General features: G+C 67.3%; 19 protein-coding genes. 7 read left to right on the top strand and 12 right to left on the bottom strand.

Features of this window, described 5'->3' with window-relative positions; all coding sequences use genetic code 11:
- Positions 1–51: 51 nt before the first annotated feature.
- From rodA to VG561_RS11730, 5 genes are all read right to left on the bottom strand, one after another.
- On the bottom strand, positions 52–1,164 hold the full coding sequence (gene rodA, locus VG561_RS11750) for a rod shape-determining protein RodA (RefSeq protein ID WP_014648447.1): 1,113 nt from the start codon (positions 1,162–1,164) through the stop codon (positions 52–54).
- Positions 1,161–3,236: a penicillin-binding protein 2 gene (mrdA, locus tag VG561_RS11745; protein ID WP_142235157.1), complete on the bottom strand. Its 2,076-nt coding sequence runs from the start codon at positions 3,234–3,236 to the stop codon at positions 1,161–1,163. The genes rodA and mrdA overlap by 4 nt, the downstream gene beginning before the upstream one ends.
- A gap of 3 nt (positions 3,237–3,239) precedes the next feature.
- The gene (gene mreD / locus VG561_RS11740) at positions 3,240–3,725 is read right to left on the bottom strand and encodes a rod shape-determining protein MreD (protein ID WP_005419400.1); all 486 of its coding nucleotides are present in this window, start codon (positions 3,723–3,725) and stop codon (positions 3,240–3,242) included.
- Positions 3,722–4,870: a rod shape-determining protein MreC gene (gene mreC / locus VG561_RS11735; RefSeq protein WP_423179610.1), complete on the bottom strand. Its 1,149-nt coding sequence runs from the start codon at positions 4,868–4,870 to the stop codon at positions 3,722–3,724. The genes mreD and mreC overlap by 4 nt, the downstream gene beginning before the upstream one ends.
- Before the next feature lie 121 nt (positions 4,871–4,991).
- Positions 4,992–6,038: a rod shape-determining protein gene (locus VG561_RS11730; RefSeq protein ID WP_005419402.1), complete on the bottom strand. Its 1,047-nt coding sequence runs from the start codon at positions 6,036–6,038 to the stop codon at positions 4,992–4,994.
- A gap of 283 nt (positions 6,039–6,321) precedes the next feature.
- Between VG561_RS11730 and VG561_RS11725 the strand changes: the two genes are divergently transcribed.
- Complete coding sequence (locus tag VG561_RS11725) at positions 6,322–7,260, top strand: carbohydrate kinase family protein (RefSeq protein ID WP_005411078.1); 939 nt, start codon at positions 6,322–6,324, stop codon at positions 7,258–7,260.
- 185 nt (positions 7,261–7,445) lie between these two features.
- On the opposite strand, the gene VG561_RS11720 is transcribed toward VG561_RS11725, so the two are convergent.
- From VG561_RS11720 to ubiE, 4 genes are all read right to left on the bottom strand, one after another.
- Positions 7,446–8,066 carry an HAD family hydrolase gene (locus tag VG561_RS11720; RefSeq protein ID WP_049406055.1) on the bottom strand — a complete coding sequence of 207 codons (621 nt, stop codon included), beginning with the start codon at positions 8,064–8,066 and terminating at the stop codon, positions 7,446–7,448.
- Positions 8,066–8,797: a hypothetical protein gene (locus VG561_RS11715; protein WP_423179609.1), complete on the bottom strand. Its 732-nt coding sequence runs from the start codon at positions 8,795–8,797 to the stop codon at positions 8,066–8,068. The genes VG561_RS11720 and VG561_RS11715 overlap by 1 nt, the downstream gene beginning before the upstream one ends.
- Positions 8,798–8,924: 127 nt before the next feature.
- Positions 8,925–10,853: a M1 family metallopeptidase gene (locus VG561_RS11710; protein WP_423179608.1), complete on the bottom strand. Its 1,929-nt coding sequence runs from the start codon at positions 10,851–10,853 to the stop codon at positions 8,925–8,927.
- Positions 10,854–11,153: 300 nt separating this feature from the next.
- The gene (ubiE, locus tag VG561_RS11705) at positions 11,154–11,915 is read right to left on the bottom strand and encodes a bifunctional demethylmenaquinone methyltransferase/2-methoxy-6-polyprenyl-1,4-benzoquinol methylase UbiE (RefSeq protein ID WP_005411082.1); all 762 of its coding nucleotides are present in this window, start codon (positions 11,913–11,915) and stop codon (positions 11,154–11,156) included.
- A gap of 80 nt (positions 11,916–11,995) precedes the next feature.
- Here ubiE and VG561_RS11700 point away from each other — a divergent pair, with 80 nt between their 5' ends.
- From VG561_RS11700 to VG561_RS11685, 4 genes are all read left to right on the top strand, one after another.
- On the top strand, positions 11,996–12,448 hold the full coding sequence (locus VG561_RS11700) for a nucleoside deaminase (protein ID WP_005419409.1): 453 nt from the start codon (positions 11,996–11,998) through the stop codon (positions 12,446–12,448).
- Between the two features lie 199 nt (positions 12,449–12,647).
- Complete coding sequence (locus VG561_RS11695; RefSeq protein WP_014648454.1) at positions 12,648–12,908, top strand: hypothetical protein; 261 nt, start codon at positions 12,648–12,650, stop codon at positions 12,906–12,908.
- 75 nt (positions 12,909–12,983) lie between these two features.
- Complete coding sequence (locus VG561_RS11690) at positions 12,984–13,319, top strand: hypothetical protein (protein WP_005411085.1); 336 nt, start codon at positions 12,984–12,986, stop codon at positions 13,317–13,319.
- 67 nt (positions 13,320–13,386) lie between these two features.
- Complete coding sequence (locus VG561_RS11685; protein ID WP_032961193.1) at positions 13,387–13,809, top strand: low affinity iron permease family protein; 423 nt, start codon at positions 13,387–13,389, stop codon at positions 13,807–13,809.
- Positions 13,810–13,951: 142 nt separating this feature from the next.
- Here the strand turns inward: VG561_RS11685 and smeF are convergent, their stop codons facing one another.
- The 3 genes from smeF to smeD all read right to left on the bottom strand — a co-directional run bounded on the left by smeF (position 13,952) and on the right by smeD (position 19,764).
- Positions 13,952–15,352 carry a multidrug efflux RND transporter outer membrane subunit SmeF gene (gene smeF, locus VG561_RS11680; RefSeq protein ID WP_115444190.1) on the bottom strand — a complete coding sequence of 467 codons (1,401 nt, stop codon included), beginning with the start codon at positions 15,350–15,352 and terminating at the stop codon, positions 13,952–13,954.
- Positions 15,353–15,444: 92 nt separating this feature from the next.
- Positions 15,445–18,567 (bottom strand): multidrug efflux RND transporter permease subunit SmeE, encoded by a 3,123-nt coding sequence (gene smeE / locus VG561_RS11675; protein WP_014648457.1) that lies wholly within the window; start codon positions 18,565–18,567, stop codon positions 15,445–15,447.
- A 12-nt stretch (positions 18,568–18,579) separates the two neighbouring features.
- Positions 18,580–19,764 (bottom strand): multidrug efflux RND transporter periplasmic adaptor subunit SmeD, encoded by a 1,185-nt coding sequence (gene smeD, locus VG561_RS11670; protein WP_423179607.1) that lies wholly within the window; start codon positions 19,762–19,764, stop codon positions 18,580–18,582.
- 224 nt (positions 19,765–19,988) lie between these two features.
- Between smeD and smeT the strand changes: the two genes are divergently transcribed.
- Both smeT and VG561_RS11660 read left to right on the top strand, forming a co-directional pair.
- Positions 19,989–20,648: an efflux transporter SmeDEF transcriptional repressor SmeT gene (smeT, locus tag VG561_RS11665; protein WP_032961200.1), complete on the top strand. Its 660-nt coding sequence runs from the start codon at positions 19,989–19,991 to the stop codon at positions 20,646–20,648.
- Positions 20,649–20,694: 46 nt separating this feature from the next.
- Positions 20,695–21,687 carry a Gfo/Idh/MocA family protein gene (locus VG561_RS11660; RefSeq protein WP_423179606.1) on the top strand — a complete coding sequence of 331 codons (993 nt, stop codon included), beginning with the start codon at positions 20,695–20,697 and terminating at the stop codon, positions 21,685–21,687.
- The last annotated feature ends 3 nt before the right edge of the window (positions 21,688–21,690 follow it).

Below are 21,690 nucleotides of genomic sequence, written 5' to 3'. Positions count from 1 at the left end.
GGTCAGATCCCTTTTCCCTGTGGAAAAAGGGATCTGACCCCGACGCCGTACTCAGCCGTAGCCGCCGTGCACCGGGTTGTGACTGCGCACCGCCATCACCAATCCGAAGCCGGCCAGCAGTGACACCGCCGAGGTACCGCCGTAGCTGATCAGCGGCATCGGCACGCCCACCACCGGCAGCAGGCCGGAAATCATCCCGCCGTTCACCAGCACATAGACGAAGAACGCCAGGCCGGTGGCGCCGGCCAGCAGGCGCGAATACGAATCGCGCGACTGGCTGGCGATCCACAGGCAGCGCCCGATCACCACCAGGTACAGCGCCAGCACGGTGGCCACGCCGATCCAGCCGAACTCCTCGCTCAGCACCGAGAACGCGAAGTCGGTGGTCTGTTCGGGAATGAAGTTCAGGTGCGACTGCGAGCCCTCGCCCCAGCCCTTGCCATCGAAGCCGCCGGAACCGATCGCGATCTTCGACTGGATGATGTTCCACCCGGCCCCCAGCGCATCCATCTCCGGGTCCAGGAACATCATGATGCGGTCCTTCTGGTACGGCCGCAGCAACCAGAACCAGGCCACCGGCGCGACCGCGGCCACGCCACCCACGCCCAGGCCGACCCACCACCACGGCAGGCCGGCCAACAACAGCACGAACACGCCACTGGCAGCGATCAGCACACCAGTACCGAAGTCCGGCTGCAGCATCACCAGGCCAGTGGGCACGCCGATGATGACCAGGGCCACGAGCACGGTGTTGAAGCGCGGCGGCAGCGGCATCTTGTGGAGGTACCAGGCCACCATCATCGGCAGGCTGACCTTCAGCAGCTCGGCCGGCTGCAGGTAGAAGAACTTCAGGTCCAGCCACTGCCGGCCGTACTTGCCGGTGCCCAGCACGAACACCGCCAGCAACGGGATCATCGAGATCGCGTAGATCATCGGCGTAGCCGAGCGGATGCGCAGGATCGGCACCCGCGAGATGCCCCACAGCGCGGCCATGCCCACGGCGAAGCGCGCGCCCTGGGCCATCACCAGGCTGTCGCCACCGGCGCTCTTCAGGGTAGCCAGGCCGATCACCATCAGCGTCCCCAGGGCCAGGCACAGCACCCAGTCAAGCGTGCTGAAGAAGCGGCGCAGCATGTCGCCGGCCCAGCGCAGGAACACTCTCATCGTACGGGCTCCGCGACGGTCGGGCGTGGCGTGGCGGGCAACGCGGCGGCGGCCGGCGTACCCGGCTGCGGTGCGGGTACAGGTTCCGGCGCCGGCACGCCGACCAGCACCGGATGTTCACCCAGCTGCGCCGCGGCGAGGTCGCCAGCCTGGCGCGCGCCGGCATCTTCGTTGTCGAACGCGGTGGCGCCGATGGCGGTGGTGCCGCGCTCGCTGTCCAGTGGCTGCATGCCTTCGGGCATCTTGCCCAGCAGGTAGGCGTCGAACACCTTGCGTGCGATCGGCGCGGCCGCCGAACCACCATAGCCGCCGCCTTCCACGGCCACCGCGATCGCGATCACCGGGTTTTCCACCGGTGCGAAGCCGACGAACAGCGCGCGATGGCGCAGGTGCATCGGCAGGCTCTTCGGATTCACTGCCGCCGTGCCCTTTCGGCTGATGACCTGCGCGGTACCGGTCTTGCCGGCCATCACGTACGGCGCACCCACTGCCACGCGCCAGCCGCTGCCGCCGGGCCGCATGGTCGCCATCATGCCCTCGCGCACGGCCTGCACGTTGGCGGGGTTGGGGCTGACCGGCTTGCTCTCGCCAGCCGGCATCGCCGACCAGTTGCTGTCGAAACCCTCGCGCTGCTGGATCACCAGGTGCGGGGTGCGCAGCTGGCCGTCGGCCAGACCGCTGACGCCGCGCGCCAGCTGCAGCGGGGTGACCTTCCAGTCACCCTGGCCGATGCTGATGTTGACCGTATCACCGGGGTACCAGGCTTCCTTGCGGCTCTTCCGCTTGTAGGCCGGCGACGGCAGGATACCGCCGATCTCGCCGGTGAGGTCGATGCCGGTCGGCTGGCCGAAGCCGTAGTACTCCATGTAATGGTCGAAGCGCTCGATGCCCAGGTCCAGCGCCAGCTTGTAGTAGTAGGTGTTGACCGATTCGGCGATGGACTTGCGCAGGTCGGTCCAGCCATGGCCGCCACGGTGGGCGTCACCCCAGCCGCGGGAAGTGCCCGGCAGATAGAACATGCCGGTGGACAGCACCTTGTCTTCCGGGCGTCGAACGCCCGAATCCAGGCCGGCCAGGCCGATCAGCGGCTTCAGCGTGGAACCGGGGGCGACGCCACCGAGCACCAGGCGGTTGAACTGCGGCCGCGACGGGTTTTCGTTCAGCGCCTTGAAGTCGGCATGCGAGATGCCGTTGACGAACAGGTTGGGGTCGTAGGACGGCAGGCTGACCATCGCCAGCACTTCGCCGGTGCGCGGGTCCATCGCCACCGCCGAGCCTTCCTGGTCGCCGAAGGCGGCCACCATGGCGCGCTGCAGGTCGGCGTCGATCGACAGCCGCAGGTCGGCGCCGGACTGCGCGGCGACGCGGCCGATGGTGCGGATCGCGCGCCCCTGCACGTTGGTCTCGACCTGCTCGTAGCCGACCTTGCCGCGCAGCTGCTGCTCGTAGTAACGCTCCAGGCCGGACTTGCCGATGTGGGTCAGCGCGGCATTGCCTTCGCCGAGGATCTCCAGATCCTTGTCATCAACGCGGCCAACGTAGCCGATGATGTGCGCGAACAGATCGCCGTAGGGGTAGCGGCGGGTCAGGTAGGGCTCCAGCTCGACGCCGGGGAAGCGCCAGCGGTCGACCGCGAAGCGCGCCATCTCCTCGTCGCTCATGCGCAGCTTCAGCGTGACCGGCAGGAACTTGCGGCGCGCCTTGCGCGACTTGTTGAACGCTTCCAGCTCTTCCGGGCTGATGTTGATGATCTTCGCCAGCCCTTCCAGGGTGGCGTCCATGTCCTTGACCTTGTCCGGGGTCACGTCCAGGCGGAAGGCCGGCACGTTCTCGGCCAGCAGGCGGCCATTGCGGTCGTAGATCATGCCGCGCCCGGGCACCACCGGCCGCGGCTTGATGCGGTTGGCTTCCGAGCGCGTGGCATAGACGTCGTGGTCCAGCACCTGCAGCTTGAAGTACCAGCCGCCCAGGCCCAGCAGGCAGACCAGCACGCCCAGGAAGCCCAGCGCCGCGCGGCGGCGGAACTGTTCGGCTTCGGCGTGCGGGTTCTTGACCTGGCGGCGCGGGATCATGGCTCAGCGCCCGCGCTTGCCGAAGCGCACCGCGTCCAGCAGCACGAACACCAGCGGCCACAGGCCCATGCCCAGCAGCGGTGCCCACCAGTACGACCACGGCAGGGTCGGCTCATCCACCACGATGTGGACCAGCGCGCTGACGATGCGGTCGTTGAACAGCAGGCCGCCGATGGCCAGCATCTGCTGGGACATCGGGAAGAAGCGGATGCGGGCGCGGAAGCGCTGCAGGATGAAGGCCAGCATCACCAGCCGCAGCGCCTGTTCGCCCAGCACGCCGCCGTACAGCAGGTCGGCAACCACGCCGCTGGCGAAGGCGATGCCCAGGCCGACGCGTTCGGGGGCTTCGATGACCCAGTACGCCAGCACCAGCGCCAGCCAGTACGGGCGCAGCGGCTGCAGCAGCGCCGGCAACGGCAGCAGGCCCAGCAGCAGCGCCACCACCAGGCTGGCCGGCAGCACCCACGGGTTGTCGCGCAGGCGGCTCATCGCTGGGCCTCCGGCGTGGTCGGTTGCCGGCCAGCGGCCGGCACTACCGTAGCGCCGGAGGCTGGGGTGGAGCCCCCCTCTTGTTGAGGGGGGCGCGCCGAAGGCGCGGGGGTAAGGGAGAATGCGGGGGCAACAGTCCTCGTTTGCGACGAGGGCTGTTGCCGGCCAGCGGCCGGCACTACCGGGGAGCTGGCCGGAGCCGGCGTCGTTGCCGCTGGCGCGGCTCCCGCAGGCACGCTGGCGCCGGTGGCCGGCCCCCCCGGGGCGGTTTCTTCCAGCTGCAGGCGCAGTTCCGGCGGAATGCGGATCGCCGCCCCCGGGCGCAGCAGCAGCACGTCGCGGCCGCGGTCGAGCTGGGCCGCCGGCTTCAGTTCGCCGACCAGGAAGGCATGGGTGTCGTCCGGGCGCAGGCCGGTGATGGTGCCGACCGGGAAGCCGGCCGGGAAGCGCCCGCCGAGGCCGGAGGTGACGATCTCATCGCCCACTTCCACGCCGGCGCTGAGCGGGATGTCGCGCAGTTCCAGCGTGTCGCCGCGGCCATAGACGATCAGGCGCACGCCGTTGCGGGCCACGGTAACGGGCACCGCGTGGTCGGGATCGGTCAGCAGCAGCACGGTGGAGGTGCCGCCGGTGACGCTGATCACCTGCCCCATCAAGCCGCCGGCATCGATCACCGCCTGGCCGACGTGCACGCCTTCGCGGGTGCCGGCGTCGAGCACCAGGCGCTGCTTCACCGGGTCCAGGTCGATGTCCAGGATCGGCGCCAGCTGCACGTCCAGGCCGCTGCGCTCGGCCACGTTCAGCAGTTCGCGCAGCTGGGCATTGTCCAGCGCGGCGGTCTGCAGGCGGGTCAGGCGCGCGTTGGCCAGCAGCAGCTGGTTGCGCAGTTCGCGATTCTCGGTCACCAGCTGGGTATGGCTGGCGGCGGAATCCTTGACCTGGTTGCCGAGCTTGCCGGGCAGGCCGGCCAGCGCCCATACCGGCTGCACCAGGCTGTTGGCCTGCTCGCGCAGGCGCGCCAGCCAGCCGGCCTGGTCATCGAGCACGATCAGGGTGATGGCCAACGCGAGATAGGCCAGCAACCGCAGGGGGCTGGCGGCATCACCGGATCGGGAGGCAACGGGAGGACCGGCGTAGGGCGGCACGGCAACGATTCAACTGGCAGAAGGCGAAAGGGAAACACGCGGGCGCCCCGCCGGTGCCGGCCCGCCATCACGGCGGGCCGCACCCCGGAAGGGCGCGGCGGGCAGGAACGGCCGGGACGGCTTATTCCGGCGCAAAGAACTCGTTGCCGTGCATGTCCACCAGCTCCAGCGCACGGCCGCCACCGCGGGCCACGCAGGTCAGCGGATCGTCGGCCACCTGCACGTGCAGGCCGGTTTCCTCGGAGATCAGGCGGTCCAGGTCGCGCAGCAGGGCGCCACCACCGGTCAGCACGATGCCGCGCTCGGCGACGTCGGCGCACAGTTCCGGCGGGGTCTGCTCCAGCGCCAGCTTGACCGCGCTGACGATGCCCGACAGCGGCTCGTGCAGGGCCTCGAGCACCTCGTTGGAGCTGATCTTGATCATCTTCGGCACGCCCTCGGCGAGGTTGCGGCCGGAGATTTCCATCTCGATCACTTCCGCCTGCGGGTAGGCGCAGCCCAGCTCGACCTTGATGCGCTCGGCGGTGGCTTCACCGATCAGCATGCCGTGGTTGCGGCGCACGTAGTTGGTGATCGACTCGTCGAAGCGGTCGCCGCCGATGCGGACCGAGGCCGAATAGACGATGCCGTTGAGCGAGATCACCGCCACTTCGGTGGTGCCGCCGCCGATGTCGATGACCATCGAGCCACGGGCCTCGGTGACCGGCATGCCGGCGCCGATCGCGGCCGCCATCGGTTCTTCGATCAGGAACACGTCACGGGCACCGGCTTCCTCGGCCGATTCCTTGATCGCGCGGCGCTCGACCTGGGTCGAGCCGGCCGGCACGCAGACCAGCACGCGCGGGCTCGGGCGCAGCACGCGCGATTTGTGCACCTTCTTGATGAAGTGCTTGAGCATCGCCTCGGTGTAGGTGAAGTCGGCGATGACGCCGTCCTTCATCGGGCGGATGGTGGTGATGTGACCCGGGGTACGGCCCAGCATCTGCTTGGCTTCGGCGCCCACGGCTGCCACCGAGCGGGTGCCACCGATGGCACGGTCCTGGCGCACGGCCACGACCGACGGCTCGTTCAGCACGATCCCCTGCCCGCGCACGTAGATGAGGGTGTTGGCCGTGCCCAGGTCGATGGACAGGTCGTTGGAGAACATGCCACGGAGTTTCTTGAACATCTGAGGAAGGAGTCCTGAGGGGTGTCGTGCCCGCCGCGGGATGGCGAAAAAATGGGCAGAAATCGAGGCCGACAAGCCTAGCAACCCGCCTGCCGCCGAGCAAGGAAAAAACTAGCTGAACCCGCGTCTTCACAGGCTTTCGGCCTGATCGGGCATCACCCGGTTCTGGCCCTGAGCGGCACCAGCGGGTAACCTTTGCGCCGTCGGGCGCCCAAGGGCGCCGTTTGCTTGCCCGCTGAACCGGGCTGGCCCACCCCAAAATTCACCGCATAGGCTTACATCGATGTCCGCTCTGATCTGTGGTTCTCTTGCCTTCGACACCATCATGGTGTTTCCGGACCAGTTCAAGAATCACATCCTGCCGGACAAGGTGCACATCCTGAACGTGTCCTTCCTGGTGCCGCGCATGCGCCGCGAGTTCGGCGGCTGCGCCGGCAACATCGCCTACAACCTGCACCTGCTTGGCGGCCAGCCGATCCCGATGGGCACCGTGGGCTCGGACTTCGGCCCGTACCGCGAGTATTTCGAAGGCCTGGGCATCGACCTGTCGCGCGTGCGCGTGATCGATGAGCTGTTCACCCCGCAGGCGTTCATCACCACCGACCACGACAACAACCAGATCACCGCCTTCCACCCGGGCGCGATGATGCGTTCCTACGAGAACCATGTGCGCGGCGTGCCGGGCGTGACCCTGGGCCTGGTCGGCCCGGACGGCCGCGAAGGCATGATCCAGAACGCGCAGGAATTCCACGAGGACGGCATCCCGTTCATCTTCGACCCGGGCCAGGCCATGCCGCTGTTCAACGGCCCGGAACTGCGCGCCTTCATCGACCAGGCCGACTACGTGGTGGTCAACGACTACGAGTCGAACCTGCTGCAGGAGCGCACCGGCTGGGACGAAAAGGAGATCGTCAGCCGGGTCAAGGCCTACATCACCACCCGCGGCCCGAAGGGCGCGGTCATCCACACCCCGGAAAAGAGCTACGACATCCCGCCGGCGCACGAGCGCCGCGTGGTCGACCCGACCGGCTGTGGCGACGCCTTCCGCGCCGGCCTGATCTACGGCATCCAGAAGGGCTACGACTGGCTGACCATCGGCCGCATGGGCAACCTGATGGGCGCACTGAAGGTCGAGCACCCAGGCACGCAGAACCAGCGCTTCACCTTCGACGAGTTCAACGAGCAGTTCAAGCAGCAGTTCGGTTACGCGCTGGGCGCGTAAACCGAACTGCCCGCGCATCGCTCGGTGGGTGTCGACCTGGGTCGACACTGCCGGCCGGCGGCCGGCACTACCGGAACTTCCGACCGACACGTTGCCTGCTCTGTAGAGCCGAGCCCATGCTCGGCTTGCGCGCGCCTGCGCGATCTGACCGCAGAGCAGCCGAGCGTGGGCTCGGCTCTACACGGTCATGCGGCCTGCCAGGCCGCCAACAGCGCGCGGCAATCGGCGAAATGCCAGTCGGCACGGCCGGGCCACGGGTTTTCCGGCAGGTTGACCAGCACGGTATGGGCGCCCGCGGCGCGGCCGCACTCCAGGTCGTAGGCGTGGTCGCCGACCATCACCGCCTCCCTCGCTGCAATGCCCCAGCGCCGCAGGTGCTGCTGCAGGCCATCCGGCGAGGGCTTGGGCACCGCTTCATCACGGCCGACGATGTCGGCATCATCGAACAGTTCCCCGACCCCGATCGCGTCCAGCGTCAGCTTCGCCAGCGCATGATCGTTGCGGGTCAGGATGCCCAGCCGGCAACCGTCGGCTGCCAGCGCACGCAGCAGCGTCACCGCACCCGGCGCCGGCAGCGCCTCCTCGGCCAGCACACGTTCGTGATCCAGCAGCCACTCACGCTTGGCCTGCGCCGGCGCATCCGGCAACGCTGCGATATGGTCCAGGATGTCCTCCTCGGCCGCGATCTGCAGCGCACGGCGGATCGCGGCGAAATCATGCACGGCGACGGTCAGCGTGCCATCCATGTCGAAGACCCAGTGCCGGATCGCGGACAACGCGTGCACTGCGCTGCCCGTCGCGATCATCACTGCCACCACTGCGGCATGCGACTGGCGTCGACACCGCCGGTCTCGAACACGGCCGTACGCGTGCCGCCAGCCTTGACCGGGAACTCGATGCTGATCGACTTGCCCTTGCGCGCCAGCTTCCACAACGCCTTATGGTCGGTGATGAACAGGGCGATGGCTTCATCGGTCTTCGGGCGCCAGGCCGCCATCGACACCGGCTTGCCATCGTCCACGGTCACCTTCACCGTGCACTGCGGGCAGCGGAAATCGCCGGCCTGCAGCACCAGGTAAGCGTGCCGCTTCCACTCCGGGTGATCGCGGAACACCAGCTGCACCGGCTTGGCGCCGCTGCCATCCACGTCCACCCGTTCCTTGCTGTAGATCTGCGCCGAAACCTGGTTGCCCTTGTTGCCCACCGGGATCTGGTTGTACTGCCACAGCGCCTGCATGCGGCGCAGGTCGCGCGCGGCATCGCCCTTGGCCTTGACCTCGTCGAAGCCCGCGGCGATGCGCTCGGCGGCGGCGGTGTCCTTGTACTGGTCCAGCAGCGAGGCGCCATGCAGGCGCGCGCGTTCCCAGTCCTGCGCGGCCACGGCCATGTCGTACTGCTTGGCCACGTCCTCGGCCTTGGCTTCCTTCTGCGCCTGCACGGCGGCCGCGGCGGCTTCCTGCGCCTTGCGCTCTTCCTCGGGGTTGCTGCAGGCGGCCAGGGCCAGGGTGCAGGCGGTGAGCAGGATCAGTCGTTTCATGGCGGAGGTCCTATGCGAGTGCATCCCGATTCTATCGGCAGCGAAAAGCGGATACAGCAACGGCGGGTTTCCCCGCCGTAGCTGGTGAAGCAGTGACCGGTTGCCGGCCAGCGGCCGGCACCACCGGTTACTTGGCTTCAGCCTTGGCCAGCATGTCCTGGACCGAGGCCGTGGTGATCGGGTGGTAGCCCGGCTTGGCCTTTTCAAAGGCCTGCTTGGCCAGCTCCAGCCCCTTCGGGGTCTTCACCAGTTCGGCGTAGATCGGCAGGATCAGCTTGCGACGGCCGACGCGCTCGATGAACGCGGCAGCACCTTCATTGGCCTGCTCGTAGCCGCTGCGGATCGCCAGCGGGTACCAGCGCATGGCGATCTCACCATTCGGGGTGCCGGTGAAGTGGAATGCCTTGTCCAGCGTGGCCAGCTTGTCCAGCGGCTGGGTCGCACCCAGGCCGTCGATGAAGCGCACCCATTCCTGCGTGCTCCAGTCGGCGATGACCTGGCTGCTCGGCACGGTGCCGGCGCTGGCGAAGGCAATGCGCGCGGTATCGACGCTGCTGAAGTTGCGCGACTGCGCCTTGGCCGCGAACGCCGGAATGCCCGGCTCGTCCAGCCACGCCTTCAGTTCGGCCTCGGTCACTGCCGAGGGATTCTTCGGCAGCAGGTTCTTCTTCATGTACGCGACGAACTGGTCGGTGTTCGCGCTCTGGAAGGCATGGTCATCGAACCAGCCGCGCAGGAACGGATCGAAGGTCTCGCGGCCGAAGCGCTGCTCCAGGAATTCCAGGAACCACGAACCCTTTACGTAGGCGACCTGGCTGAGGGCTTCGTCGGGGTCACGCTCGTTCAGCGGCGGCAGCGCCAGCGCCTGGTCGGCCGGGCTCATGTCCTTCACTTCGGCCAGCAGGTCGGTCTGGTCGATCTGCTTCTCCATCTCGGCCATCTCCTTGCCGTACAGGGCTTCGGTGATGCGGCCCTGGACGTAGGTGGTGAAGCCTTCATTGAGCCAGATGTCCTTCCAGCTGGCGTTGGTCACCAGGTTGCCCGACCAGCTGTGCGCCAGTTCATGGGCGACCAGCGAGACCAGCGACTTGTCACCGACGATCACGGTCGGGGTGGCGAAGGTCAGGCGCGGATTCTCCATGCCGCCGAACGGGAACGACGGCGGCAGCACCAGCATGTCGTAGCGGCCCCAGCGGTATTCGCCGTACAGCTTCTCGGCGGCACCGATCATCTTCTCGGTGTCTTCGAATTCCTTGGCCGCCTTGTTGACCATGGTCGGCTCGGCCCAGACACCGGAGCGGCCGGAGATCGGCTCGAACACCAGGTCGCCGGCGGCGATGGCCAGCAGGTAGGACGGAATCGGCTGCGGCATCTTGAAGGTGTAGTCACCGTCACGCGCGGCCTTCGGATCGTTGTCGGCACTCATCAGCACCATCACGTCCGGGCGCGAGACCACGTGCGCGCTGTAGGTGAAACGCACGCTCGGGGTGTCCTGCAGCGGCACCCAGGAACGGGCGTGGATGGCCTGCGACTGGCTGAACATGAAGGGCAGCTTCTTGCCCTCGGTCATCGACGGCGCCAGCCACTGCAGGCCCGAGGCGGTCGGTGCGGTGTGGTAGGTCACTTCCACCTTGACCGGCTGTTCCGGGGTCTCGATGGTCAGCTTGCTGCCGAACACCTTGTCGACCGGGGCCAGCGCGAACTGCAGCGGGCTGCGCGCGCCATCGGCGGCGACGGCCTCGACCTTGGACACGGTCAGCTCGCGGGTGTCGAGCACCAGCTGCCTGGCGTCCTTCTGCTTCCATTCCAGGGTGTAGGTGGCGGTGCCGCCGATCTGCTTCTGGTCGAAGTCCAGCTTCAGATCCAGTGCGATGTCCTTGATGACGACCTTGTCCGGCTCGGCGTACGAGCTTTCGTCGTGGCTGCGGTTCTCGGCGTTCACGGGGGCGGCGGGGGCCTTTGCGGCAGTCGGGGCGGCGGCGGGCGCGGCCGCCTCCTGGGAGCAGCCGGCGGCCAGGGCCACGGCCAGCGGAAGGAGCATCAGCGGATTACGCATGAATCGGGACCGTTACGGGGATCAAACCCCAATGGTACCTCCCTCCGGCCGCGCAGGCGTTGCGCGGTGCGGGGTAATGCAGGCCGGGGCCGTTCCTGCGCCTCCGGCGCATGCCAACCAAGGTTGGCATCTACAGGTAGGTGCCAACCTTGGTTGGCATCTACAGGCAGGTGCCCACCTTGGTTGGCACGGATCCATCAACGCACGCGGCAGGCCCGTGCCGACCAAGGTCGGCACCTACCAGAGCGGATGACCGCAGCGGGCGAGTGCCAACCAAGTTGGCACCCACCAGAGAAGGGCTTACAGCTTGTAGCCGGAGTGGATCGAGACGATGCCGCCGGTCAGGTTCTTGTAGTGGCAGCGCTCGAAGCCGGCCTGCCCCATCATCGCCTTCAGTTCGTCCTGCGGCGGGTGCTTGCGGATGCTCTCGGCCAGGTACTGGTAGCTGTCCGAATCGTTGGCGAACAGCTTGCCCAGCTTGGGCAGGATCTTGAACGAGTGGAAGTCGTAGATCGGCTTGAACCAGTCCGCGGTGACTTCGGAGAATTCCAGCACGCGGGCCTGGCCGCCCACCTTCAGCACGCGGTACATCTCGCGCAGGCCAGCGTCCTTGTCGGTCACGTTGCGCAGGCCGAAGGCAATGGTGACCAGATCGAAGCTGTTGTCCGGGAACGGCAGGGCTTCGGCGTTGCACTGCACGTAGTCCAGGCCGAGCACGAGGCCGCGGTTGGTCAGGCGGTCACGGCCGACCGACAGCATGCCGGCGTTGATGTCGCCCAGCACCACCGAACCCTCGGCGCCGACGCGCTCCTTCAGCAGGGCGGCGATGTCGCCGGTGCCGCCGGCCAGGTCGAGCACGCGGTCGCCCGGCTTCACCTGCGCGGTGGCCACGTAGTAGCGCTTCCACGCCCGGTGCACGCCCAGGCTCATCAGGTCGTTCATCAGGTCGTAGTTGCGCGCGACCGAGGTGAACACCTGGCCGACCAGCTTCTGCTTGTCCTTGGCGGCGACGTCGCGGAACCCGAAATGGGTGGTACCGGCTTTGTAGGGGGATTCGCTCATGGCCCCGATTATCGCACCGCCGGGGGCCAGCGGCACCCCCTGCCCGTATGATGGCGGGCCACGACTTACCGGAGCCCCGCATGATCACCACGCCCGACTACCAGGCCCTGCTGCAGACCGCCATCGCCGAAGCCCGCCAGGGCCTGGCCGAGGGCGGCGTGCCGATCGGCGCGGCGCTGTACCACAACGACGGCCGCCTGCTCGGCTGCGGCCACAACCGCCGCGTGCAGGAAGGCGACCCGTCGGTGCATGGGGAAACCGACGCCTTCCGCAAGGCCGGCCGCCAGCGCCGTTACCAGGACACCATCATGGTCACCACCCTGGCCCCGTGCTGGTACTGCTCGGGGCTGGTGCGCCAGTTCAACATCGGCACCGTGGTGGTGGGCGAATCGCGCACCTTCCAGGGCGGCATCGACTGGCTGCGCGAAAACGGCGTCAACGTGATCGACCTGGACAACCAGGAATGCGTGGACCTGCTGGGCGATTTCATCAGCCGTCATCCCGACATCTGGAACGAGGACATCGGCGAATGAGCCACGCGCGCTCGTCTCTGCAACACATTTAATGAACGCTTCAGCGCCGGTGCGCCCTTGTGCCGGCGGCCTTTGCGGGCATCGGCGTGACCGCGCGCACAGTCAGCCAGGTCACGCGCACACATTGCGGTAACACCCCACGCGGCTGACACGCCTACGGTGGGTTCACCGGGGCACCCTTTCCCCGGCGGAGCCAGCCATGTGCGCGCACGCCGTACGCCCTACGACAGACCCGATCCTCGATCCGATCCGCGAACGCTTGCAGCAGCAATATGCGCTGCACCGGCGCGGCGCGCCGTTCTGGACTGCCTATCAGCACATGCAACTGGAGCTGGTCCGCCGCCACCCGCTCGACCACGAACGCCTGTGCAATGCGATGGCCACTCTGGCCGAAGACCTCGGTGCGGTCGAACATGCGCAGTTGATCGGCCATGCCAACGCAGGCTCCACATCCCGCTGACGCGGCATGCACCGCCATATACGCCACACTCGGATGAACCCCCACTCCCTTTCCACTCAACCGAACTGGATTGTCATGCACGCTGAAGTCCCCACCATTCCTCCGGTCATCAACGTTGACGCCGAGCTTGACCACTGGCGCCGCCAACATGCCGAAGGCGCACTGCCGCACAACTCGTTCGGCTCGTACGTGCCGTGGATCAAGTTCGCCTGTGATTCGCTGATCACCCAGCCGCGCGCCAGCGAGGCCGAACGTGACGAGATGTTCCAGACCCAATACGCCCTGCAGATCATGCCGCGGCTGAGCGAAGCCCAGGCCCGTGAGTTCGTCGACCGTTGCTGGCAGCACGTCTACCAGAGCAGCCCGGTGCGCAGCCTGCAGGCGCCACGACTGCAGCGCATGCGCGCCTGACCGCCGCTGCACAACCCCTGCACGGGCCACTGCCGATCATCCTCGTCACCTGAGTGGGACGACGACGATGAAAGCACGCAACCTGTTCAATACGATCGCCAAGAAGGCCGCGGCCGCCACCGGCTCGCCGTGGACCTTCCTGGCTGCAGTAGCGATCGTGGTGATCTGGGGCATCAGTGGCCCGGTGTTCGGTTTCAACGACACCTGGCAGCTGGTGATCAACACCGGCACCACCATCATCACCTTCCTGATGGTGTTCCTGATCCAGCACACGCAGAACGCGGATACTGCCGCGATGCAGATCAAGCTGGACGAGCTGATCCGGGCGACGGCCGAAGCCAACAACGAACTGTTGGATCTGGAAGAACTGGATGAAGCGCGCCTGGAAGAGATCCGCGCCGAGTACGAGCAGATGGCGCGCGAAGCCGGCGATGCGCTGGCGCGCGTTCGCGCCTGCCATGCGGCGCGGCGCGACGATGAAGCGGTATAGCAGGCCTCCGAATGACAATGCCGGCCAACGGCCGGCACTACCCTCGATCTCCAGGTAGGTGCCAACCTTGGTTGGCACAGGGCCAGCCGCCTGCGCTGACGCATCCGTGCCAACCAAGGTTGGCACCTACCAGAAGCATTGCTTACCCGCGCTCGTGCCAGCCGCCGCCCAGCACCTTGTACAGGGTGATGCGGTTGGCCTGCTGCGCCAGCTGCGCCTGCAGCTGGGTCTGCTGCGCGTTGTAGGCGGTACGCCGCGCGTCAAGCAGGGTGACAAAGCTGTCCAGCCCCGCGTCGTAGCGTGCCTGCGACAGGCGATTGGCCTGTTCGGCCGCTTCCACCAGGCGCTGCTGTGAACTCACCTGCTCATCCAGGCTGACATTCAACGCCAGCGCATCGGCCGTTTCGCGGAATCCCACCTGGATCGACTTCTCGTACTGCGCCAGTGCGATATCACGATCCGCGTTGGCGATGGCCAGGTTGGCGCGCAGCTTGCCGCCCTGGAAGATCGGCAGGGTGATCTTCGGCAGGAAGCTCCACACACGGGTGCCGCTGTCGAACAGGTTGGACAGTTCGCTGGAGCCGCTGCCGATGCTGCCGGTCAGCGAGATGCTCGGGAAGAACGCTGCGCGTGCCGCACCGATGTTGGCATTGGCGGCCAGCAGCTGGTGTTCGGCGGCCATGATGTCCGGGCGCTGCAGCAGCACGTCGCTGGGCAGGCCGGCCGGCGGCGGGGCCAGCGCCAGCAGCTGCGGTTCGATGCTGTCCGGCAGCAGTGCCGGATCGAGCTGGCCACCGGCCAGCAGCGCCAGTGCGTTGCGGTCCTGGGCCAGCTGGCCGCGCAGGCGCGCGGCATCGGTGCGTGCGGTCTCGACCAGGGTACGGGTCTGGGTCAGCTCCAGCGCCGAACTGCCGCCGCGTTCGTGGCGGGCCTCGGCCAGGCGCAGCGAATCCTCGTAGGTCTTCAGCGTGGCATCGGCGATCTTCAGCCGCTGCGCATCAGCCCCATAGGTCAGCCACGCGGTGGCGGTCTCGGCCACCAGGCTCAGCTGCGCGTTGCGGCGGTTGGCAGCCACGGCGAAGTACTGCTGCAGCGCCGCCTCGCTGAGGTTGCGCACGCGACCGAACAGGTCCAGCTCGAACTCGGCCACACCCACGCCCGCGCTGAACTGCTCGGTGACACCGGCATCGGTACCACGGCGGTCCATCTGGCCGGTCACGGCCACGCCGGGCACGCGATCGGCGCGCTGCACGCGGTACTGGCCACGCGCGCGCTCGACATTGAGCACGGCCACGCGCAGGTCGCGGTTGTTCTGCAGCGACTGCTCGATCACCTGCTGCAGGCGCGCATCGGTGAAGAAATCGCGCCAGCCGACGGCGGCGACATCGGCCACCTCGCCCTGCGCGGCCTCGGCCGGCCACTGCGCAGGAATCGCCGGAGCGACGGCGGTGTTCTTCGGCGCCAGGGTGGAGCAGCCGGCCAGCGCGAGCGTGGCGGCAATGGAGAGGAACAGGGATGCACTTTTCATGGGGATCACTTCCATCGGTACTGCCGGATGGCAGGAGGCAGTGCCGGCCAGCGGCCGGCACTACCGTTTCGATAACGCCAGCCTGAGGCCGGCATGACCGTTTCAGGTCACGTCGTGGATCTGCGCTTGAACACGCGCTGCACCACCACGAAGAACAGCGGCACGAAGAACACGCCGAGCACGGTGCCGACGATCATGCCGCCGAGCACGCCGGTGCCGATCGCCTGCTTGGCGCCGGAGCCGGCACCGGTGGAGATCGCCAGCGGTACCACGCCCATGCCGAAGGCCAGCGAGGTCATCACGATCGGGCGCAGGCGGTCGCGCACGGCGTGCATGATCGACTCGATCAGGCTGGCGCCCTTTTCCAGGTTTTCCTTGGCGAACTCGACGATCAGGATCGCGTTCTTGCTGGTCAGGCCCACCGTGGTCAGCATCGCCACCTGGAAGTAGATGTCGCGCTCCAGGCCCTTGAAGGTGTTGGCCAGCACCGCGCCGAGGATACCCAGCGGGGCCGCCAGCAGCACCGCGGTCGGTACGCTCCAGCTTTCATACATCGCGGCCAGGCACAGGAACACGATCATCAGCGACAGCGTGTACAGCAGCGGCGTCTGCGAGCCGGCCTGGCGTTCCTGGTAGGACATCGCCGTCCATTCGATGCCGAAACCCGCCGGCAGCTGCTTGGCCAGCTGTTCGATCTCGGCCATGGCATCACCGGAGGCGACACCCGGGGCCGGTTCGCCCTGGATTTCCATTGCCGACACACCGTTGTAGCGTTCCAGGCGCGGCGAACCGTAATCCCAGTGCTTGGTAGCGAAGGCGCTGAACGGCACCATCTCACCCTTGTCGTTCTTCACGGACCAGAGATCGAAGTCCTCCGGCACCATGCGGAACGCCTGGTCGGCCTGCACGAACACGCGCTTGACGCGGCCACGATCGACGAAGTCATCGATGTACGAGCTGCCCCACGCCGCGGCCAGCGTGCCGTTGATCTGATCGATCGACAGTCCCAGCGAGGTCGCCTTGGCCGCGTCGATGTCGATGCGGAACTGCGGCGTGTCTTCCTGGCCGTTCGGGCGTACGTTGGCCAGCTTCTTGCTGCCTGCGGCCAGGCCGAGCAGCTGGTTGCGCGCGGCCACCAGTGCCTCGTGGCCCTGGCCGCTGTTGTCCTTCAGGAAGAAGGTGTAGCCCGAGGCGGTCCCCAGCTCCGGAATGGCCGGCGGCGGGAAGGCGAAGATGAAGGCATCCTTGATCTGGCCCAGGGCCGCCATCGCACGGCCGGTGATCGGCATCACGCCATTGTCGGCGTCACGCTCGCTCCAGTCCTTCAGCTTGACGAACGCCATGCCCGCGTTCTGGCCCATGCCGGCGAAGCTGAAGCCCTGCACGGAGAACACCGAGTCCACCGCATCCTTCTCGTTCTGCAGGAAGTGGTTTTCCAGTGCCGCGATCGATTCCAGCGTGCGTTCCTGGGTGGCACCGACCGGCGCCTGCACCAGCGCCATCAGCACGCCCTGGTCTTCATTGGGCAGGAACGAGCTGGGCAGGCGCACGAACAGCACGCCCATCAGCACGAACAGCGCCGCCACGATGCCCATGAAGCGCCACGGACGGTGGATGATGCCGCGCACGCCGCGCTGGTAGCTTTCGCTGGTGCGGTCGAAGCCACGGTTGAAGCCATTGAAGAAGCGACCGGCCAGGCCACGGTGGGCGACGTGGTGCTCACCCTTCTTCAGCGGCTTGAGCATGGTCGCGCACAGTGCCGGGGTCAGCACGATCGCCACCAGCACCGACAACGCCATCGCAGAGACAATCGTGGCCGAGAACTGCCGATAGATCACGCCGGTGGAGCCGCTCATGAAGGCCATCGGCACGAACACCGCCGACAGCACCAGGCCGATACCCACCAGCGCACCGGTGATCTGGCCCATCGACTTGCGGGTCGCTTCGAGCGGCGACAGCCCTTCCTCGGACATGATGCGCTCGACGTTCTCCACCACCACGATGGCATCGTCCACCAGCAGGCCGATCGCCAGCACCATCGCGAACATGGTCAGCATGTTCACCGAGAAGCCCAGCATCGCCAGCACGCCGAAGGTACCCAGCAGCACCACCGGCACGGCGATGGTCGGGATCAGGGTGGCGCGGAAGTTCTGCAGGAACAGGTACATCACCACGAACACCAGCACGATCGCTTCGATCAGGGTCTGCACCACGCCCTTGATCGACACGCGCACGAACGGGGTGGTGTCGTACGGGATCTCGGCCTTCAGGCCGGCCGGGAAGAAGCCCTTCATGTCTTCCAGCGCGGCATCCACACCGGCCGCGGTATCCAGCGCGTTGGCGCCGGTGGCCAGGGTGACTGCCAGGCCACTGGCCGGCTGGCCGTTGTAGCGGGTGACGAAGTCGTAGGACTCGGCACCCAGCTCGACGCGGGCGACATCACCCAGGCGCAGCTCGGCACCGTCCTGCGCACCGCGCACGATGATGTTTCGGAACTGTTCCGGGGTCTGCAGGCGCGACTGCGCGTTGATGGTGGCGTTGAGCTGCTGGCCCTTCACCGACGGCGCACCGCCGAGCTGGCCGATCGCCACCTGGGCGTTCTGCGCCTTGATCGCGGCGGTCACTTCCGGCACCGACAGGCCATAGGTATGCAGCTTGTTCGGGTCCAGCCAGATGCGCATGGCGTACTTGCCACCGAACACTTGGATGTTGCCCACGCCCGGCACGCGGCTCAGGCGGTCGACGACATTGGAACCGACGTAGTCGGCGATGTCGTTGGCGTCCATGCTGCCGTTCTCGGACACGAACGCGATGACGTTCAGGAAGCCCGAGCTGGACTTGGCCACGTTGATGCCCTGCCGCTGCACTTCCTGCGGCAGCAGCGGCATGGCCAGCTGCAGCTTGTTCTGCACCTGCACCTGGGCGATATCCGGGTTGGTGCCGCTCTCGAAGGTCAGGGTGATGGTGGCCTGGCCGTTGGACGAGCTGTTGGAGGAGAAGTAGATCAGGCCATCAAGGCCCTTCATGTTCTGCTCGATGATCTGCGTCACCGAGTCCTCGACCACCTTGGCCGATGCACCCGGGTAGGTGGCACTGATTTCCACCGCCGGCGGTGCGACGTTGGGGTACATCGAGACCGGCAGCTTGAACAGCGCCAGGCCGCCGGCGAGCATGATGATGATGGCGATCACCCACGCAAAGATGGGTCGATCGATGAAAAAGCGTGCCATGGGGTTCTCCGCTTACTTCGCGTCGCCGGCCGGGGCGGCAGGCTGGGCGGCTGCCGCCGGCTTGGCCGGTGCGTCGCCCTTCTCGGTGGCCTTGACCGGCATGCCGGGGCCGATCTTCTGCAGGCCTTCGACGATGACCTTGTCACCGGCCTTCAGGCCGTCCTCGACCAGCCACTTGTCGCCGACCGTGCGGCTGACCTTGACCGGGCGCACTTCGACCTTGTTGTCCTTGCCGACCACCATCGCGGTGGTGTCGCCCTTCGGGTCGCGGGCGATGCCCTGCATCGGCACCAGCACCGCATCGCTGCGCACGCCGCCGCCGATCACCGCACGCACGTACATGCCCGGCATCAGCAGGCCGTCCGGGTTGTCCACCTTCACGCGCAGGCCGAAGCTGCCGGTGGTCGGATCGACGCTGACTTCGGAGAACTCCAGCGTGCCCTTGTGCTCGAAGGTGCTGCCGTCTTCCATCAGGATGCTGACCGGCAGGGTCTGGTTGTCCTGCAGGCGGCCGGCGGCCAGTTCGCGGCGCAGCTGCAGCAGCTCGGCCGAGGACTGGGTCAGGTCGACATAGATCGGGTCCAGCTGCTGCACGGTGGCCAGTGCGTTGGCCTGGCCGGCGCTGACCAGCGCACCCTGGGTGACGCTGGACTTGCCGATGCGGCCGCTGATCGGCGCGGTGATGCGGGCGTAGCCCAGGGTGACGTTGGCCGCATCCAGCGAGGCCCTGGCGGCACCGACGTCGGCCTCGGCCTGCTTCTGCGCGGCGACGGCGTTCTCCAGGTCCTGCTGGCTGACCGCATCGACCTTGGCCAGCTCGGTGATGCGCTTGGCACTCAGGCGCGCGGCATTGGCGGTGGCTTCGGCGCGGGCCAGCTGGGCGCGGGCGTTGTTGGCCTGGGCCCGGTAGCTGGCATCGTCGAGCTGGTACAGCGGCTCGCCGGCCTTGACCATGCCGCCCTCGGTAAACAGGCGCTTGGCCACGATGCCATTGACCTGCGGGCGCACTTCGGCGACCAGGAAGGCATTGGTACGGCCCGGCAGTTCGCGGGTCAGGCCCACGGTCTCGGACTTCAGCGTGACCACGGTGACGTCACCCGGGCCCTGCTCGGGGGCCTGGGATTGGCCGCCGCAGGCAGCCACGGTCGCGGCGATTGCCAGCGACAGTGCAAAGGGTCGGATTCGGCTCAGCAACATGACGGAAAGGCTCTTGGAGGAAGGAATCTCAGAGGGAGCTGATATCGATGGACATTCCCCTTCCGGTGAAAGCCCGCAGATCGCGCCCACCCGGGTGGAGTGGGCGCCGGACCGGCCTGCCACGCACACGACGGGAATGATGGGTGCGAAATATACATACATGCTTGTTTGTTTGTAAACCGGTACAATTCAGCCACGTTTCACCCGCACTCGTACCCACACCCATGGCCCGCAAGACCAAAGAGGACACCCAGGCAACCCGGGAAGGCATCCTTGACGCCGCCGAAGCCTGCTTCCATGAACACGGCGTGGCCCGTACCACGCTGGAGATGATCGGTGCCCGCGCCGGCTACACCCGTGGCGCGGTCTACTGGCACTTCAAGAACAAGAGCGAGGTGCTGGCCGCCATCGTCGAGCGCGTGCACCTGCCCTTCATGCAGGAACTGGAGCGCACCTCCACCGACCAGCGCGACACCCCGGTGCACGACCTGCGCGCGGTGATGATCCACTCGTTCATCGAGCTGTCCGAGGACGAGCGCCTGCGCAAGACCATGGAGATCATGCTGCGCAGCGATGCGTCGGCGGACACCAGGGTGCTGACCGAAATGCAGCAGGCCGGATTCCGCGATGCGCTGGACCGGATGGAGCGTGCCCTGCGCCGCGCCCGCGATCTGGGCCAGCTGCGCGAAGGCGCCGACCCGAAAATCGCCGCGCGCATGCTGCACGCCACCGTGCTGGGCGTGCTGCACGGCGCGATGGTCGAACCGGAACTGATGGACCTCAAGCGCGACGGCATGCTCGCGCTGGACATGACCCTGGCCGCCTACGTGAAGGATGGTGTGTTCGTTCCCGGCACCGTCCCCGAGCCGCTGCCCGAGGCGTGAACGAGGCTGCTCCCATCACTGCGGCACCCCCTGCAAGGGCAGATCGATGATCCTGGACAACGTGGTGTGGGGCTTCATCGGGTGTGGCAGCGTCACCGAGAAGAAGAGCGGGCCAGCCCTGGCCAACACGCCGGGCTCACGGGTAGTGGCGGTCATGCGCCGCAATGCCGCATTGGCCGAAGACTATGCACGCCGCCACGCGATTCCGCGCTGGTACGCGGACGCCGATGCACTCATCGCCGATCCGGAGGTGAACGCGGTCTACGTTGCAACACCGCCCTCCACGCACATGCACTACGCATTGCAGGCGATTGCTGCGGGCAAGCCGGTCTATATCGAAAAGCCGATGGCCATGGACCACGACGAGTGCCAGCGCATCATCGCGGCCAGCGCCCGCAGCGGCGTGCCCGTGTTCGTGGCCTACTACCGCCGTGCCCTGCCCCGCTTCGCACAGGTGAAGCAGCTGCTGGACGACGGCGCGATCGGCACAGTGCGCGGCGTGCGCGCCACCCTGCACCGGCCGCATTCAGTGGATGCCGCATCGCCTGACTTCTGGCGGACCAACCCCGCGATCGCCGGCGGCGGGCGGTTCGTCGACCTGGGCTCGCATACCCTGGACCTGCTCGACCATCTGCTGGGGCCGCTGAGCGATGTGCGTGGCCTGGCCAGCTCGTTGACCGACGCCTACGCCGCCGAGGACAGCGTCTCGATGTGCTTCCGCACCGGGACGGGGACACACGGCATCGCGCAATGGAGCTTCTGCGCGTTCCGCCGCCAGGATCAGATCGAGATCACCGGCGACCGTGGGCAGCTGCGCTTTGCCACCTTCGAGGACGTTCCGGTGGAGCTGGAAACCGAAGCGGGCGTGCAGGCCTTCGACATCCCGAACCCGTCGTCGATCCAGCAGCCGTTGATCGCCTCCCTCGTCGACGAACTGCGCGGCAACGGGCACTCGCCCTCGAACGGCATCAGCGCCGCCCGCACCAGTGCAGTGATCGACCAGGTGCTGCGGGACTACCGCACCCGGCAATCGCACTGACCG

Origin of the sequence: Stenotrophomonas sp. CASM110, from assembly GCF_049384345.1 — a bacterium.
Classification (GTDB): Bacteria; Pseudomonadota; Gammaproteobacteria; order Xanthomonadales; family Xanthomonadaceae; genus Stenotrophomonas; species Stenotrophomonas muris.
This window is presented reverse-complemented; position numbering and strand designations above follow the sequence as displayed.

Excerpts from the sequence above, each read along its gene's own strand:
- rodA (WP_014648447.1), bottom strand. The coding sequence starts at position 1,164 with ATGAGAGTGTTCCTGCGCTGGGCCGGCGACATGCTGCGCCGCTTCTTC.
- mrdA (WP_142235157.1), bottom strand. The coding sequence starts at position 3,236 with ATGATCCCGCGCCGCCAGGTCAAGAACCCGCACGCCGAAGCCGAACAG.
- mreD (WP_005419400.1), bottom strand. The coding sequence starts at position 3,725 with ATGAGCCGCCTGCGCGACAACCCGTGGGTGCTGCCGGCCAGCCTGGTG.
- VG561_RS11730 (WP_005419402.1), bottom strand. The coding sequence starts at position 6,038 with ATGTTCAAGAAACTCCGTGGCATGTTCTCCAACGACCTGTCCATCGAC.
- VG561_RS11725 (WP_005411078.1), top strand. The coding sequence starts at position 6,322 with ATGTCCGCTCTGATCTGTGGTTCTCTTGCCTTCGACACCATCATGGTG.
- VG561_RS11720 (WP_049406055.1), bottom strand. The coding sequence starts at position 8,066 with ATGATCGCGACGGGCAGCGCAGTGCACGCGTTGTCCGCGATCCGGCAC.
- VG561_RS11715 (WP_423179609.1), bottom strand. The coding sequence starts at position 8,797 with ATGAAACGACTGATCCTGCTCACCGCCTGCACCCTGGCCCTGGCCGCC.
- VG561_RS11710 (WP_423179608.1), bottom strand. The coding sequence starts at position 10,853 with ATGCGTAATCCGCTGATGCTCCTTCCGCTGGCCGTGGCCCTGGCCGCC.
- ubiE (WP_005411082.1), bottom strand. The coding sequence starts at position 11,915 with ATGAGCGAATCCCCCTACAAAGCCGGTACCACCCATTTCGGGTTCCGC.
- VG561_RS11700 (WP_005419409.1), top strand. The coding sequence starts at position 11,996 with ATGATCACCACGCCCGACTACCAGGCCCTGCTGCAGACCGCCATCGCC.
- VG561_RS11695 (WP_014648454.1), top strand. The coding sequence starts at position 12,648 with ATGTGCGCGCACGCCGTACGCCCTACGACAGACCCGATCCTCGATCCG.
- VG561_RS11690 (WP_005411085.1), top strand. The coding sequence starts at position 12,984 with ATGCACGCTGAAGTCCCCACCATTCCTCCGGTCATCAACGTTGACGCC.
- VG561_RS11685 (WP_032961193.1), top strand. The coding sequence starts at position 13,387 with ATGAAAGCACGCAACCTGTTCAATACGATCGCCAAGAAGGCCGCGGCC.
- smeF (WP_115444190.1), bottom strand. The coding sequence starts at position 15,352 with ATGGAAGTGATCCCCATGAAAAGTGCATCCCTGTTCCTCTCCATTGCC.
- smeE (WP_014648457.1), bottom strand. The coding sequence starts at position 18,567 with ATGGCACGCTTTTTCATCGATCGACCCATCTTTGCGTGGGTGATCGCC.
- smeD (WP_423179607.1), bottom strand. The coding sequence starts at position 19,764 with ATGTTGCTGAGCCGAATCCGACCCTTTGCACTGTCGCTGGCAATCGCC.
- smeT (WP_032961200.1), top strand. The coding sequence starts at position 19,989 with ATGGCCCGCAAGACCAAAGAGGACACCCAGGCAACCCGGGAAGGCATC.
- VG561_RS11660 (WP_423179606.1), top strand. The coding sequence starts at position 20,695 with ATGATCCTGGACAACGTGGTGTGGGGCTTCATCGGGTGTGGCAGCGTC.